The 13,120-nt window shown below is 72.7% G+C and carries 16 protein-coding genes; 8 read left to right on the forward strand and 8 right to left on the reverse strand.

The features are described from left to right. Positions 1 to 38 precede the first annotated feature (38 nt). The 3 genes from ACGF3A_RS26450 (at position 39) to ACGF3A_RS26460 (ending at position 2,007) form a co-directional block, all read left to right on the forward strand. Positions 39 to 500 carry a DUF5707 domain-containing protein gene (locus tag ACGF3A_RS26450; protein ID WP_393732815.1) on the forward strand — a complete coding sequence of 154 codons (462 nt, stop codon included), beginning with the start codon at positions 39 to 41 and terminating at the stop codon, positions 498 to 500. Between the two features lie 104 nt (positions 501 to 604). Beyond that, positions 605 to 967, forward strand: a complete 363-nt coding sequence (locus tag ACGF3A_RS26455) for an ArsR/SmtB family transcription factor (RefSeq protein ID WP_393732816.1) — start codon at positions 605 to 607, stop codon at positions 965 to 967. Further along, on the forward strand, positions 964 to 2,007 hold the full coding sequence (locus ACGF3A_RS26460) for a TIGR03086 family metal-binding protein (RefSeq protein WP_393732817.1): 1,044 nt from the start codon (positions 964 to 966) through the stop codon (positions 2,005 to 2,007). The genes ACGF3A_RS26455 and ACGF3A_RS26460 overlap by 4 nt, the downstream gene beginning before the upstream one ends. A 200-nt stretch (positions 2,008 to 2,207) precedes the next feature. Here the strand turns inward: ACGF3A_RS26460 and ACGF3A_RS26465 are convergent, their stop codons facing one another. Then, positions 2,208 to 3,131, reverse strand: a complete 924-nt coding sequence (locus ACGF3A_RS26465; RefSeq protein WP_393732818.1) for an alpha/beta fold hydrolase — start codon at positions 3,129 to 3,131, stop codon at positions 2,208 to 2,210. A gap of 718 nt (positions 3,132 to 3,849) precedes the next feature. Here ACGF3A_RS26465 and ACGF3A_RS26470 point away from each other — a divergent pair. Beyond that, positions 3,850 to 4,683 (forward strand): inositol monophosphatase family protein, encoded by an 834-nt coding sequence (locus ACGF3A_RS26470; RefSeq protein ID WP_393732819.1) that lies wholly within the window; start codon positions 3,850 to 3,852, stop codon positions 4,681 to 4,683. A gap of 12 nt (positions 4,684 to 4,695) precedes the next feature. Here ACGF3A_RS26470 and ACGF3A_RS26475 read toward each other — a convergent pair whose 3' ends face one another. From ACGF3A_RS26475 to ACGF3A_RS26495, 5 genes are all read right to left on the reverse strand, one after another. Further along, a complete protein-coding gene (locus ACGF3A_RS26475; RefSeq protein WP_393732820.1) occupies positions 4,696 to 5,790 on the reverse strand; it encodes an ABC transporter ATP-binding protein in 1,095 nt (364 codons plus the stop codon). Then, positions 5,787 to 6,626 carry a molybdate ABC transporter permease subunit gene (modB, locus tag ACGF3A_RS26480; RefSeq protein WP_393732821.1) on the reverse strand — a complete coding sequence of 280 codons (840 nt, stop codon included), beginning with the start codon at positions 6,624 to 6,626 and terminating at the stop codon, positions 5,787 to 5,789. Before modB ends, ACGF3A_RS26475 begins: the two co-directional genes overlap by 4 nt. Further along, entirely contained in the window at positions 6,623 to 7,441 is an 819-nt protein-coding gene (gene modA / locus ACGF3A_RS26485; RefSeq protein WP_393732822.1) for a molybdate ABC transporter substrate-binding protein, read from the reverse strand. The genes modB and modA overlap by 4 nt, the downstream gene beginning before the upstream one ends. 183 nt (positions 7,442 to 7,624) lie before the next feature. Beyond that, positions 7,625 to 8,020: a molybdopterin-binding protein gene (locus ACGF3A_RS26490; RefSeq protein ID WP_393732823.1), complete on the reverse strand. Its 396-nt coding sequence runs from the start codon at positions 8,018 to 8,020 to the stop codon at positions 7,625 to 7,627. Positions 8,021 to 8,067: 47 nt separating this feature from the next. Further along, positions 8,068 to 8,613 carry a GNAT family N-acetyltransferase gene (locus ACGF3A_RS26495; RefSeq protein WP_393732824.1) on the reverse strand — a complete coding sequence of 182 codons (546 nt, stop codon included), beginning with the start codon at positions 8,611 to 8,613 and terminating at the stop codon, positions 8,068 to 8,070. Positions 8,614 to 8,654: 41 nt separating this feature from the next. On the opposite strand from ACGF3A_RS26495, the gene ACGF3A_RS26500 reads away from it, so the two are divergent. Together ACGF3A_RS26500 and ACGF3A_RS26505 are read left to right on the forward strand one after the other, a co-directional pair. After that, complete coding sequence (locus ACGF3A_RS26500; RefSeq protein WP_393732825.1) at positions 8,655 to 9,050, forward strand: VOC family protein; 396 nt, start codon at positions 8,655 to 8,657, stop codon at positions 9,048 to 9,050. A 58-nt stretch (positions 9,051 to 9,108) separates the two neighbouring features. Then, positions 9,109 to 10,359 (forward strand): HEAT repeat domain-containing protein, encoded by a 1,251-nt coding sequence (locus ACGF3A_RS26505; RefSeq protein WP_393732826.1) that lies wholly within the window; start codon positions 9,109 to 9,111, stop codon positions 10,357 to 10,359. A gap of 77 nt (positions 10,360 to 10,436) precedes the next feature. Here ACGF3A_RS26505 and ACGF3A_RS26510 read toward each other — a convergent pair whose 3' ends face one another. Together ACGF3A_RS26510 and ACGF3A_RS26515 are read right to left on the reverse strand one after the other, a co-directional pair. After that, complete coding sequence (locus ACGF3A_RS26510; RefSeq protein ID WP_393732827.1) at positions 10,437 to 11,345, reverse strand: PDR/VanB family oxidoreductase; 909 nt, start codon at positions 11,343 to 11,345, stop codon at positions 10,437 to 10,439. A 38-nt stretch (positions 11,346 to 11,383) separates the two neighbouring features. Then, the gene (locus ACGF3A_RS26515; RefSeq protein WP_393733386.1) at positions 11,384 to 12,037 is read right to left on the reverse strand and encodes an MSMEG_1061 family FMN-dependent PPOX-type flavoprotein; all 654 of its coding nucleotides are present in this window, start codon (positions 12,035 to 12,037) and stop codon (positions 11,384 to 11,386) included. A gap of 154 nt (positions 12,038 to 12,191) precedes the next feature. Here ACGF3A_RS26515 and ACGF3A_RS26520 point away from each other — a divergent pair, with 154 nt between their 5' ends. After that, positions 12,192 to 12,821 (forward strand): TetR/AcrR family transcriptional regulator, encoded by a 630-nt coding sequence (locus tag ACGF3A_RS26520; RefSeq protein ID WP_393732828.1) that lies wholly within the window; start codon positions 12,192 to 12,194, stop codon positions 12,819 to 12,821. Continuing rightward, on the forward strand, positions 12,818 to 13,015 hold the full coding sequence (locus ACGF3A_RS26525) for a GNAT family N-acetyltransferase (RefSeq protein ID WP_393732829.1): 198 nt from the start codon (positions 12,818 to 12,820) through the stop codon (positions 13,013 to 13,015). The genes ACGF3A_RS26520 and ACGF3A_RS26525 overlap by 4 nt, the downstream gene beginning before the upstream one ends. Positions 13,016 to 13,120 lie beyond the last annotated feature (105 nt).

The following is a 13,120-nucleotide window of genomic DNA, read 5'->3' on the forward strand; positions in this document are numbered from 1 at the left end:
TCGAGGGGCTGACCGCTGACGTCCCGAGGGGGAACACCATGCCCAAGATCTCCAGGCGCGTCGGGCTGGTGTCCCTCCTCGGCGCCGTCGCCCTCGCCGGGATCACGATCGCCCTCGCCTCGACCAACGCGTCCCCCTCGTCCTCCGAGCCGACCGTGGAGGACGCCTCGGCCCATTTCGTCGCCCCGTCCAACGGCATCGACGGCGCGTTCACCTTCACCGCGAACACGGCCGACGACTCGGGCGTCCGGCACCTCAAGGTGCTGGCGTGGCCCGAGGCCGGGAAGAAGCCGACGGCCCGGGACCTGGCGCACGCCGACCGCGCGCGGTGCAAGAAGATCGGCCAGGAGAAGGCCCGGTGCACCTACACGCTGCGGGTCAACGAGCAGGAGGCCGACGGCCTGACGCGGGGCAGGTGGATCATCTCCACACTGCTCACCGGCCGGGACGGGGACACGCGCTTCGTCCCCCGGGCCGCCACCGTCACGCTCGACTTCTGACCTCCCGCGCCCCGCACCGCGTATTCAACCGGGAGGTTGACCACGCCTCCGGCTCGTCATAGCGTTGTTCAACCGACAGGTTGAGAACGCGGGGTGTGCTGGCCATGACCGACGACAGGCTCTCGCAGGTGTTCGCGGCGCTGGCCGACCCGACGCGGCGCGACATCGTGGCCCGGCTGGCCACGGGGGACGCGACGGTCAACGAGCTGGCCGAGCCGTACGAGGTGAGTCTGCAGGCCGTCTCCAAGCACATCCGCGTCCTGGAGGACGCGGGGCTGGTCAGCCGCAGCAAGGAGGCGCAGCGCCGGCCCTGCCACCTCCAGCCGGAGGTCTTCGACCTGATGACGAAGTGGATCGAGCGGTACCGGCGGGAAGCGGAGGACCGCTTCCGCCGCCTGGACGCCGTCCTGGCCCGGATGGACGAGCCACCGGTGACGGACCCTTTGACGAAGGACGCGGCATCATGAACGCACCGAGCACCACGCCCCACGAGGCGACGCGGATCGAGGTCGATCCGGCGCTGCCCACCATCGTGATCACCCGGGAGTTCGCCGCGCCGCCCGGGCGCGTCTTCCGGGCCCACACCGATCCCGACCTGGTCCTCCAGTGGCTCGGCCCGCGCGACCTCAGCATGCGCATCGACCGGTACGACGCGCGTACCGGAGGCTCGTACCGCTATGTGCACGGCGCGGACGACGGCACCGAGTACGCCTTCCACGGGGTGTTCCACGAGGTGCGGCCCGACGAGCGCATCGTGCAGACGTTCAGCTACGAGGGGTTCCCGGACAGCGTCAGCCTGGAGACCACCGTCTTCGAGGACCTCGGTGACGGCCGGACCCGGCTGCACACCACGTCCCTCATGGAGTCCCTCGAAGCCCGGGACGCGATGGTGGCCAGCGGCGCGGAGACCGGCATCCGCGAGGGCTACGAGCGGCTCGACGAGCTGCTCGGCTCCTCCGGCGCCGCCGAGGAGCACCGCTGGGTGGCGCGCGCCTTCACCGAGCGCGTACGCGGGGTGCCGGCGGACGCCTGGGACAGCCCGGCGCCGTGCGAGGGCTGGGTGGCGCGCGACGTGGTGCGCCATCTCGTCGAGTGGTTCCCGGCCTTCCTCAGCTCCGGGGCGGGGGTCGAGCTGCCGAAGGGGCCGTCGGTGGACGACGATCCGGTGGCGGCCTGGGAGACGCTCCGCGAGGGCGTCCAGGCCCTGCTCGACGACCCCGCGACCGCGACGAAGGTCCTGTCGAACCCGCACACCGGCGAGGTCCCCCTCGACCAGGCGGTCGACCGGTTCTACACCGCCGATGTGTTCATGCACACCTGGGACCTCGCACGGGCCACGGGCCAGGACGAGCGCCTCGACCCCGGCAAGTGCGCCCAGCTGTTCGACGGCATGCAGGAGCTGGACGAAGTGCTGCGCTCCAGCGGCCAGTTCGGGCCACGGACCGAGGTGGCGGAGGACGCGGACGTACAGACCCGCCTGCTCGCCTTCATCGGCCGCGAGCCGTAAGCCGCGTCCCGTCGCAGACTGCGGGTTGTGGGTGGTCGCTCGCGCAGTTCCCCGCGCCCCTGACGGGGCGCTCCGAGGAGCGCCCCGCACATCCAGGGGCGCGGGGAACTGCGCGACAAGCCACGACGACAGCCGCAGCCTGCAAGGCACCGCACGGGGCAGCCCCTGTCCAGCCCCAGGGCGAGGGCGCCGTACACGGACTAGGCGTGTCCGGCGACGCGGGCGACGACGGTCTGGACGGCCTTGACGGCGACGTCGGGCCGCTCCAGGTAGATGTAGTGCCCGCTCTTCTTGGCGACGCTGTAGTGGCTGCTCTTGGAGAGCTTCAGCCACGCGTGCTGGCCCTTGGTCCAGGAACGCTCCAGCTTCGGGCCGTACTTGGGCAGCGCCGCGAGATACGGCTTGCCGTGCTTGACGACCTCGACCGGGATGTTGCCCGCGGACCGCACCGGCGCGTCCGGGATCTTGAGCTTCTCGGGGTTCTTCCCCGCGAAGATGGCGAGGTTCTGCTCGCGGAGCTTGGCCGCGTCGCCGGTGGCCGAGGCGGGGATGCCGCGCTTGATGTCGGCGGTGTTCGTCGGCGAGGTCGCGTCGAGCAGGACCAGCCCCTTGACCTTGTCCTGGTGGTCGGGGGCGTAGCGGGCGGAGATGATGCCGCCCAGGGAGTGGCCCGCGAGGACGACCGGGCGGTCCCCGGCGACCTTCTCGATCACGCCGGTCAGGATCTTCCCGGTGCTCTCGAAGGTCTGCGGCCCGTCCGGCTTGTCGCTGGCGCCCTGGCCCAGCCGGTCGAAGGAGCAGACCCGGTCCTTGGTGCTGAGGACCTTCTGGAACGCCGCCATCTTCTTCAGCTGGTCGCCCCCGCCCGACAGCAGCATGACGACGGGCCGGTTGTCCTTCTGGGTGCCCGAGCAGGAGACGTTCACGGAGTGGCCGTCGACGGTGATCTTCTTGACGCCGTCGACGGTGTTCTCCCCGGAACCGGTCTTCTTCTCCACCGAAGACGCCTTGGAGGACTTGGAGTCCGCGCCGGACGAGTCCGAGTCGTCGCAGCCGACAAGTCCCACACCCGCCGCCACGGTGCAGCACAGCGTGATCACAGCGGATGCCTTGCCTTTGCGCATGAAAAAGCCCTCCCGTTACAGGAATCGGTGTGGAGAAAGACGCCGAACTCGGCCGGGCCGACGTTACGGATCACGCGCCGCGGAATCGTCACCGCACGGTGGACACCTGCGCGTAGCTCTCCCGGGGGACAAGAGGGAGCAGCGGGGAGGGCGCGGGCCCGGCCGCGCTCCCGGCCGCGCTCCCGGATCCGTCCGCTGACGGACCGCGCGCTCCCCCAGGCAGCCGCCCGCGCGCGGCCGGAGAGGCCCGATTCCCGGCAGAGATCGTGCGATTGCCCCGCGCCCCGGCACTTCCTAGACTTTCACCGACGGTTTGGCCTTGACCCCGCCTCACCACGTCCGCACTCCCCTGGCACCGGGGCCCGCTCCATCCGCAGCGAACGAGCGGAGCGGAACCCGGCACGCTCCCCACGTCCCGCCTCGGACGGGGAGGCCAGGGGCGGCCCGGGCGCGCGAGGGGGGGTATCCGCGCACCCGGGCCCAGGCCGACCGTCGCTGAGCCATCCAGCGGCGGTCGGCCTCGTCTGCACGGGACCGCGCACGCTCTGCGGCGGCCCGTTCCTCTTCTACCCTCGTACCCTCGGACGCCCTCCGCATGTAACCCCGCGCACCGAAGCACAAATTTGGCCGAGTACCCACCGGAGCGCGGAGGAAACCGGCGCATGAGGCACGCCCGTTCGGTGCGTGCGCCGCGCTCGCCACGCGTACGCTGCCTCGCGTGACCAACTCGTACGAGGGACTTGACGACGCCGAGGTCGCGGCGGCCGCGGCGCACGCGGGGGCCGATGTCGTGCGCGCCCTGTACGGCCGACGGCTCGCCCGGATCGACAAGGGCGCCGGGGACTTCGCGACGACCGCCGACGTCGAGGCGGAGAAGGCGATCCTCGGCGTGCTCCGCGCCGCCCGTCCTGAGGACGCGGTGCTCGGCGAGGAGGGCGGCGAGCAGGGCGCCGCACGCGCCGGTGCCGGCACCGGCGCCGGCGCCGTACGTCAGTGGCTGGTCGATCCGCTGTGCGGCACGCTCAACTACGCCGTCGGCTCGATGCTCGTCGCCGTCAACGTGGCGCTGCGCGACGGCGCCGCCGCCGTCGCCGACCCGTTCAGCGGCGAGGTCTTCCTCACCGACGGCGTGACGGCCCGCGTGCGGCGCGACGAGGCCGACACCGCGCTGGTGCCCACCCCCGCCACCCGGCTGGTGGACGTCAACCTGGACCCGCCGTTCCCGAGCGCGCCCGGGTTCCGCGGCGTCGGTCTGCTGGCCCACCCCGGCTTCGCCGACCGGTTCCGGCCGCGCGTCGTCTCCACGACGCTCGCCCTCGCCTGGGTCGCCGCGGGGAAGCGCGCCGCGTACGTCACCGACGGCGGCGACCTGTCCGGGAGCGTGCACTTCGCCGCGGGCATCGCCCTGTGCCGGGCCGCGGGCTGCGTGGTCACCGGGATCGACGGCGCGCCGGTCGGCCGGGGCGGCACCTCCGGCGGCCACGGACTCGTCGCCGCCGCCGACGCCCGTACGCACGAGGCGCTGATGGCGCTCGTCCGCGACGGCCGCTGACCGTTCCTCCCCCTACGCGGGGTAGGCGTGGGCCTGCGTCGCCTTGACCGTCGCCCACACGGTCGCTCCGGAGTGGAGGCCGAGTTCGGCGGCGGCGGCCGTGGTCAGCGCGGCGGCCAGGGGCAGTTCGCCGGTGAGGTCGGCGCGGATCTGATCGCCGTGGGTCTCCATCCCGGCCACCTCGCAGCGCCAGAGATTACGGGCGCTGGACCCGGTCGGACGCTCCCGGTACAGGGTCACGGCGCTCGGCGGGAACGCGGCGAAGGCCGGTCCCGAGAGCTCCTCGGACGTCGCGATCGCGGGCCCGTCCGCGACGCGGACCGTGTGCCCCTCGGCCTCTCCCCGGTAGAGGTTGAGGCCGACCAGGTGCGCGATGTAGTCGGTGCGCGGGTGGCGGGCGACGTGGCTGGGCGAGCCCTCCTGGACGATGCGGCCCTCCTCGATGACCACGAGGTGGTCGGCCAGCACCATGGCGTCCAGCGGATCGTGGGTGACGAGCACGGCGACCGCCTCGAAGTCGGCCAGGTGGCGGCGGAGCTGGGCGCGGACGTCGAGCCGCGTACGGGCGTCGAGTGCGGCCAGCGGCTCGTCGAGGAGCAGGAGCCGGGGGCCGGTGGCCAGCGCGCGGGCGAGGGCGACGCGCTGGGCCTGGCCGCCGGAGAGACGGCGCGGCTTGACGGAGGCGTGCTCGGCCAGGCCCATGCGTTCCAGCCAGCCGGTGGCCTGGGCGCGCGCCTCCGCCTTGGGCACGCCGTGGCAGCGGGGCCCGAAGGCCACGTTGTCCAGCGCCGTGAGGTGGGGGAAGAGGAGGTAGTCCTGGAAGACGACCCCGACCGGGCGGGATTCCGGCGGCGTACGGTTCAGCTCCGCGCCGTCCAGGCGCAGGTGGCCGTCGGTGAGCGGGACGAGTCCCGCGAGCGCGCGCAGGGCGGTCGTCTTCCCGGCGCCGTTCGGGCCGAGGAGCGCGACGACGTCGCCGGGCGCCGCGGTCAGCGCCACGTCGAGGCGGAAGGCGCCGCGGGCGGCCACCAACCGGGCGTCGAGCCCCGCACCGGCGGGGCCGGGGGGCCCTTCGGCGGCGCGCGTGATCTTCTCGGTGTCGGTCATGAGGCAGTCATCCAACGGTCCCGCAGCCCCGCCAGCACCGCGATCGACACGGTGAGCAGGACCAGACTGAGGGCGATGGCCGCCTCCGGGTCGTTCTGGAGCGCGAGATAGACGGCCAGCGGCATGGTCTGGGTCTTGCCCGGGAAGTTCCCGGCGAAGGTGATCGTCGCGCCGAACTCACCGAGCGCGCGGGCCCAGGCCAGCACGGCACCGGCCGCGATGCCGGGGGCGACGAGCGGCAGGGTGACCCGGCGGAACGCGGTGAAGCGGGAGGCGCCGAGCGTGGTCGCCGCCTCCTCGTAGCACGGGTCGGCGGCCCGCAGCGTGCCCTCGACGCTGATGACGAGGAAGGGCATCGCCACGAAGGCCTCGGCGATCACGACCCCGGTGGTGGTGAACGGCAGGGTGATCCCGAACCAGCTCTCCAGCCACTGTCCCACCACCCCGTTGCGGCCGAGCGCCATGAGCAGGGCCACGCCGCCGACGACCGGCGGCAGCACGAGCGGCAGCGTCACCAGCGCCCGTACGAGGCCGCGCCCCGGGAACTCGACCCGCGCCAGCAGCCAGGCCAGCGGCACCCCGAGCACCAGGCTCACCGCGGTCGCCGCCGTCGCGCAGACGAGCGAGAGCTGCAGCGCCTGCCAGACCTCCGCGCTGGTGAGCAGCTCGGGCATGCTCCGCCAGGGCGCCCTGAGCAGGAGCGCGACGAGCGGCAGGACCAGGAAGACCAGGCCGATCAGGGCGGGCACGAGCAGGGGCAGCGGGGCGCCCCCGCGGGTGCGCCGGAGCCGCGTCCGGGCGCCGTGGCCGACCCCGGCCTTGTCGAACGAGGTCACGGCTTGAGGAACCCGGCCCGCCCCAGGACCTTCTGGCCCTCGCCGGACCGCACCAGCTCGATGAACGCCTTGCCCGCGTCGGGGTTCTTCGCGTTCTTGAGCGGCGCGATCGGATAGTCGTTGACGGCCTTGGCGGATTCGGGGAACTCCACGCCCTCCACCTTGTCACCCGCCGCCTTCACATCGGTCTTGTACACGACCGCGGAGTCGGCCTCCTTGAGCACCACCTTGTTCAGCGCCGCCTTCACGTCCTGCTCGTAGGAGACCGGGGTGAGCTTCAGGCCGCTGGCGTCCAGCGCCTTCTGCGTCGCGGCGCCGCACGGGACCGACTTGTCGCACAGCACGACCTTCTTGCCGGACTTGGTGAGGTCCTTCAGGGAGGAGACCTTGTCGGGGTTGCCCGGCAGGGTGGCGATCTCCAGCTCGTTGCGCACGAAGGTGGAGGGCTTGCCGTCCGTGCCGCCCTTGTCCGTGACCATCTTCATCGTCTTGGGGCTGGCGGCGGCGAACGCGTCGGCCGGAGCGCCCCCGTTGATGCTCGCCGCGAGGCTGTCGCTGCCGCCGAAGCTGAAGGTGACCTTGGTGCCGGGGTGCTCCTTCTCGAACTTCTTCTTCAGCGTCGTGAAGCTCTCCTTGAGCGAGGCGGCGGCGAACACCGTCACCTCGCCGGAGAGCTTGTCCGAGGACGAGCCCGAGTCCCCGCCGGAGCCGTCGCCGGAGTCCGACGAGGAGCAGGCGCTCAGCGCCAGCAGGACGGCTGCGCTCGCGCCGCTCGCCTGCAGCATGCGGCGGTTCCGGCGTGCGGATCGGGTCATCACGGGTTCACTTCCTTCGGGCCTGGACGGACTCGTCCTCGACGGACCGGGCTCTCCGTCTGCGCCGATCATACTGCCGCACATGCGAGGGGAAAGTCTGCTGTCACATCGCATGAGCTGGGCCCTCCCCCCACTGGCCTCGCATGTGCGTTTGCACGTACCGGCCGGGCGAGCGCCCCGCCGCTACGAGCGGTCGACGTGCACGTTCGTCGACTTCACCCGGGCCGTGGCCTCCATGCCCACCTCCAGCGCCAGCTCCTCCACGGCCTCGCGCGTGAGCAGCGACACCAGCCGGTGGGGGCCCGCCTGGATCTCCACCTGCGCGGCGACGTCGCCGAGCTTGATCGCGGTGACGATGCCGGGGAAGGCGTTGCGGACCGAGGTGCGGGACGTCTCTTCCTCGCCGTTCTCGCTCGCGGCGAGCTCGACGGAGAAGGCGGCCAGGTCCTTCCCGTCGATGAGCCGCTTCCCGCCCTGGTCGCGATGGGTGGCCACCCGGCCCGCGTCCGCCCAGCGCCGCGCGGTGTCCGGACTCACGCCGAGCAGCCGTGCCGCCTGGCCGATCGTGTATGACTGCATGACCGCCAAGATAGATCAGCCGTCACCGTGCCGGTGCGACCCGGAAGTCAGCCGTCCGCCGTGGGCACCCAGTAGCGCAGCTTGCCGCTGCGGACGTCCTCGAAGACGCCGCCACAGGACTCGATGACCTTGCGCGAGGCGACGTTGTCCGTGTCGCAGGTGATGAGGGCCGAGTCGATGCCGACGTCGCGGGCGCGGGGCAGGGCGGCGCGCAGCATCGCGGTGGCGTGCCCTTGCCGCCGCGCGGTGGGGCGGATGTCGTAGCCGATGTGCCCGCCCCACTCCAGCAGGGGTTCGGTGAGGACGTGCCGGATCGCGAGGCGCCCCAGGTACGTGTCGCCCTCGACGTACCAGAGCGTGGTGCACGGCACGCTGCCGTCCGGGCGCGGCACGTCGCCGCGCGCTTCGGCCCGTACGGCGTCGACGTACCCGGCGAAGATCCGCGGGTCCCGCCAGACGGCCCCGTGCGCGCGGATCGCCCTGCCCACCGAGGAGCCGTCGTCGGACCCTCCCCGCCCCTCGGCCACGAACTCCACCATGGCCTGGACGAACGACGCGTGCACCCGCACATCGGGGACGATCAACTGCGGCATGCGCCCATTCTGCCTCTCCCGTCACGGCCTAGCATCGGGGCATGCTGACGCTCGGTATCCCCGTGATCGGGGTGACGGACATGACGCGCGCCACCGGGTTCTGGACGGCCGCGCTGGGCCTCACGGCCTCGGAGGAGTGGCGGAGCGCGGAGTGGCGGACCCTCTGCCATCCGGACGGCTCGGGACGGGGCCCGGGCCGCCGGGCGCTCGGGCTGATGCGCAGTCAGTCCCCGCCCGAGCCACGCCCCCGCGTCCACCTGGACCTGTTCGTGGAGACGCCCGCCGAGCAGGAGGCGGAGGTCGCCCGGCTGCTCACCCTCGGCGCGACGAAGCCGGAGTGGGAGCTGTATCCCCGGAACCCGGACTTCGTCGTGCTGGCCGATCCGGACGGCAACCTCTTCTGCGTCGTGGATCTGAGCAGCGCGCCGAGCAGTTGACCCCAGGGCAGGGGCAGGGGCAGGTCGGAGTGTCGGCGGCACCGGCTACCTTCGCCGCATGGAACAACAGGAGCTGATCGCTCAGCTGGAGACGGTGGGTCACGACAAGGACCGGGCGGCGGAGTTGGTCCGGCGGCTGGCCGAGCCCGGAGCGGCCGCCGCGCCCGGGCTGGCCGCGGCGCTCGGCTCGGTGAAGCGCGACACGATGTGGCGGCTGATCGAGGCGCTGCGGCAGATCGGGCCGCCCGCCTTCGACGCCGTCGTGGCCCGGTACACCAGGGCCGAGAGGCCGCCCGACTGGTCACAGCTGCGGTTCGCACTGCACAGGTTCGACGAACGGTGCCTGCCGCAGTACACGGCGGCGCTTGACCACCCGTGGCCGGAGATCCGCCGCCACGCGCTGATAGGCCTGCAGAACCTCGGCCCCCGGGCGTCTTCGGCGGTGCGGGCCGTGCTCCCCCTCCTTGCCCACAAGAACTCCTACATGCGGTACTCGGCCGGGCAGACGCTGTTGAAGATCGGCCAGGACGCGGCACCCGAGCTGCGCGCCGTCCGCCGTGACGGTCCCCCGGCCCTGCGGCGGCCCGCCCTCCGCGCGCTGGCCCTCGTCGGCGGGGAGGCCGCGCTGGAGGAGCGGGACCTGCGCGTGCTGGAGCGGCTGGTGCGGATGAAGGTGGCGGACGACGTCCCGAGTTCGCTGGGCGCTCACCGCTGGCTGGCCGTCCCCGGGGACGCGTACGAGCGGCTCTTCGACATCATCGGGCTCCACGACCGGCGCCCCTGCACCCTCGCGATGGGCCGCTCCGCCATGGCCGACGACATGGCCGTCGTGCGGGACGCGGAGGGCAAGGAGCAGGTCGTGTACCGGGTCTTCGTCACGCCCGAGCTGGACGGCTGGCGCCTGGTCTACGCCGACACGCCGCTCGGGGACATGGACTGGGACATCGAGGAGCTGCTCGACGAGCTGAGCGCGGCCTGTGGCGAGGCCCAGTTCTTCTACGAGGACGGGCACAGCGGCACGATGGTCTGGGCCGTCTCCGAGGACGGGGTCCCGCGCCGTGCCTACTGGCGCCACAGCGACCCGGAGTGGCAGGGCGAGCCGCTGGCGTGGGAGGAGGGGGTCGACGCGGACGCCGAGGACCTCGACGGGCAGCCGAGCGACGAGGACTCCGTGAGCCGCGCGGCACCGGAACTCTCGCTCGACCCCGAACTCGTCGGCGACCGCACGCGGATGCGGGGCCACGGCTGGCTCGCGGTCACCAGCCCGGACGTGGGCCACGGGCCCTTCACGGGCATATTGGAGATCTAGCACACGCGCATACGGGCCGTGCGCCCTCTCCGGCGCCGCAGCGCGGGGACAGGGCGCACGGCGTCGGACGCGGGCGCTCAGAGGTCCAGGACGAGGCGGGGGCCGAGGGCGCGGGAGACGCAGGGGTAGATGCGGCCCTCGGGGGCGCCGATGTCGTCGCGGTGCTCGGGCTCGCCGTCCAGGACGGTGAGTTCGCAGCTTCCGCACACGCCCTCGCGGCAGCCCGACGGGAGCGGGTGCCCGGCGTGGGCGAGCGCGTCGAGCAGCGACTCGTCGGCGGGCACCTGGACGGTGCTCCCGGACCGGGCGCACTCCGCCTCGAACGCGGTGGCCGGAGGGAAGGTCCTGGCCACCGGCTGGAACCGTTCCGCGTGCAGCCGCCCGGCGGGGAACGCGGCCTCGGCGGCGTCGAGCATGGCCGCGGGCCCGCAGCAGTAGACCAGCGCGCCGGGCTCCAGCCCGGCCGCCAGGGCCGCGAGGTCGGGGCGGCCCCGCTCCTCGGTGGCGACGAGCCGCACGCGGTCGCCGTACGCCGCGCGCAGTTCGTCGGCGAAGGGCATGGTCGCGGTCGTCCGCCCCACGTACACCAGCGTGGCCGGGACGCCGGAGGCGACCGCGGCGCGCAGCATCGGCAGGATCGCCGTGATGCCGATGCCGCCCGCGAGGAAGAGGTACGCGGGCGCGGGGACGAGCGGGAAGTGGTTGCGGGGCAGCGAGACGCCGAGGGGGCGGCCCTGGCGCAGGAACAGGTGCACGTACTCGGAGCCGCCGCGGCTGAGCCGCTCGTGGCGGACGGCGACGCGGTACGCGCCCCGGTCGGCGGGGTCGCCGCAGAGCGAGTACTGCCGGGTGAGCCAGTTCGGCAGCGCCAGGTCGACGTGGGCGCCGGGCTCCCAGGGCGCGAGCGGTCCCGAGGTGCCGCGCAGCACGAGGGAGACGGCGTCTTCGGCGACCGGCTCGATGCGGTCGACGACGGTCTGTTGCATGGGAAGTTCCGGTTCCGTCCTGGTCGGTGGGGTGGGGGTCAGTAGAGCTTCCGGTAGGCCTCTTCGAGGCCGTCGTTGATGACGTCGGGGTCGATGTCGACGCCCGTCTGCCCGACGACGGCCTCGCCGGGCGTCGGCAGCTCGTCGGCGAGCGCCTGACTCGCGGGGTCCCACATCCGGGAGCGGAGCAGCGCCCGCCCGCAGTGGAAGTAGACCTCCTCGACCTCCACGACGATGGCCAGGTCGGGGGACTTGGCCTCGGTGCGCATCCGGGCGAGGACCTCGGGCTCGTCGGTGACGTAGCCGCGGCCGTTGACGCGCAGCGTCTCGCGGGCGCCGGGGACGAGGAAGAGGAGGCCGACCCCCTCGTTCTCGGCGAGGTTGCCGAAGGAGTCGGCGATCTTGTTGCCGGGGCGGTCGGGGATCGCGAGCGTCCGGTCGTCCAGGACCTTCACGAACCCCGGGTAGTCGCCGCGCGGCGAGCAGTCGGCGCGGCCCGCCGCGTCCGCGGTGGCCAGGGAGAGGTACGGCGAGTGCGCGATGAAGCGGTGGGAGAACTCGTCGATACGGTCGACGACCTTGTCCTTGACCATCGCGTCGGGCGCGCCGAGCCGCGCACGGACGTCGGCGGGCGACACCCGGCGGGGGCGCGGGGCCGTCCCGCCGGTCGCGTGTACGAACGTCTCTGTCAGCGTCACGAGGGCTCCTTCCGAGGCAGGTTCCGAGGCAGGCGAACGACCGCGCCGGAGCTGCCATGCACCGCTCCGCCGCAGGTCATGGCACCATTGTGAGCAATTACTCAGGTCTTGCGCTACTCGCGTTCGAGAGCACCGCACAGGAGGCGTCATGGGAGCGGGAAGCAGTGGACTTCAGCCACGTAAACAGCCGGTCCAGGCGAGGGCCGAGCTGACGCGGCAGCGGATCCTCGGCGCCGCTGCTCACGTTTTCGCCGAGTACGGCTACGCGGCGGGGACCACCAACCGGATCGCGGCGCAGGCGCGGATCTCCATCGGCTCGCTGTACCAGTACTACCCGAACAAGGACGCGATCCTGGTCGAGCTGATGTCCCGGCACCTCGACTCCGGGGCGAGCGCCCTCACGCTCGACCGCGAGCGGATCGCCTCCACTCCGCTCGACGAGCTGATCCGCCAGGACGTCCACCTCACGATCAGCAACCATCTGGACGACCCGCAGCTGCTGCGCGTCATGATGGAACAGGCGCCCCACTCCACCGAGTTGCTGGCGAAGACCGCCGAGTACCGGGAGGCCCGGATCGCCTACGCCGAGGACCTGATCGCCCACCACCCCGAGGCCCGCGTCGAGGACCCCCACGTCGCCGCCCGGCTCCTCGTCTCCACCGTCGCGCTCACCGTCCACCAGCTCATCGCGGCCCCCGACTCCGTCGAGCCCGACCGCCTGGAGAACGAGCTGGTCACCATGCTCACCCGCTACCTCAAGGGCGACCCGACCCCGTGACGCGGCTCCAGGTGCTGACGGAGCACGACTGGCAGTGGCACGCCCCGGTGGGGATGCCGGGGACGCACAACCTCGTCGCCGTCGCGGACGGCCGTACGGTCGGCATGGCCAGGGGCGTTCCGGTGGACGAGGACACCAGGGAGCTGCGCTCCCTGTGGGTGAGCCCGGTGGCCCGGGGCGGGAGCGGCACATGATCAAATCGCTGGGCCGATAACCCGGAACATACATCCGGCAAACCGGTTCCTCGGCGGAGGTGTCAGGCGCGTGAAGCTGGGCAGCAGCCGATTACCCGAGATCTT

The organism is Streptomyces sp. NPDC048172 (genome assembly GCF_043202595.1).
Lineage (GTDB): Bacteria > Actinomycetota > Actinomycetes > Streptomycetales > Streptomycetaceae > Streptomyces.

What these genes read in the sequence shown, in the direction of transcription:
- ACGF3A_RS26450 (WP_393732815.1), top strand. Translation starts at nt 39, where the DNA reads ATGCCCAAGATCTCCAGGCGCGTCGGGCTGGTGTCCCTCCTCGGCGCC.
- ACGF3A_RS26455 (WP_393732816.1), top strand. Translation starts at nt 605, where the DNA reads ATGACCGACGACAGGCTCTCGCAGGTGTTCGCGGCGCTGGCCGACCCG.
- ACGF3A_RS26460 (WP_393732817.1), top strand. Translation starts at nt 964, where the DNA reads ATGAACGCACCGAGCACCACGCCCCACGAGGCGACGCGGATCGAGGTC.
- ACGF3A_RS26465 (WP_393732818.1), bottom strand. Translation starts at nt 3,131, where the DNA reads ATGCGCAAAGGCAAGGCATCCGCTGTGATCACGCTGTGCTGCACCGTG.
- ACGF3A_RS26475 (WP_393732820.1), bottom strand. Translation starts at nt 5,790, where the DNA reads ATGACCGACACCGAGAAGATCACGCGCGCCGCCGAAGGGCCCCCCGGC.
- modA (WP_393732822.1), bottom strand. Translation starts at nt 7,441, where the DNA reads ATGACCCGATCCGCACGCCGGAACCGCCGCATGCTGCAGGCGAGCGGC.
- ACGF3A_RS26490 (WP_393732823.1), bottom strand. Translation starts at nt 8,020, where the DNA reads ATGCAGTCATACACGATCGGCCAGGCGGCACGGCTGCTCGGCGTGAGT.
- ACGF3A_RS26495 (WP_393732824.1), bottom strand. Translation starts at nt 8,613, where the DNA reads ATGCCGCAGTTGATCGTCCCCGATGTGCGGGTGCACGCGTCGTTCGTC.
- ACGF3A_RS26500 (WP_393732825.1), top strand. Translation starts at nt 8,655, where the DNA reads ATGCTGACGCTCGGTATCCCCGTGATCGGGGTGACGGACATGACGCGC.
- ACGF3A_RS26505 (WP_393732826.1), top strand. Translation starts at nt 9,109, where the DNA reads ATGGAACAACAGGAGCTGATCGCTCAGCTGGAGACGGTGGGTCACGAC.
- ACGF3A_RS26510 (WP_393732827.1), bottom strand. Translation starts at nt 11,345, where the DNA reads ATGCAACAGACCGTCGTCGACCGCATCGAGCCGGTCGCCGAAGACGCC.
- ACGF3A_RS26520 (WP_393732828.1), top strand. Translation starts at nt 12,192, where the DNA reads ATGGGAGCGGGAAGCAGTGGACTTCAGCCACGTAAACAGCCGGTCCAG.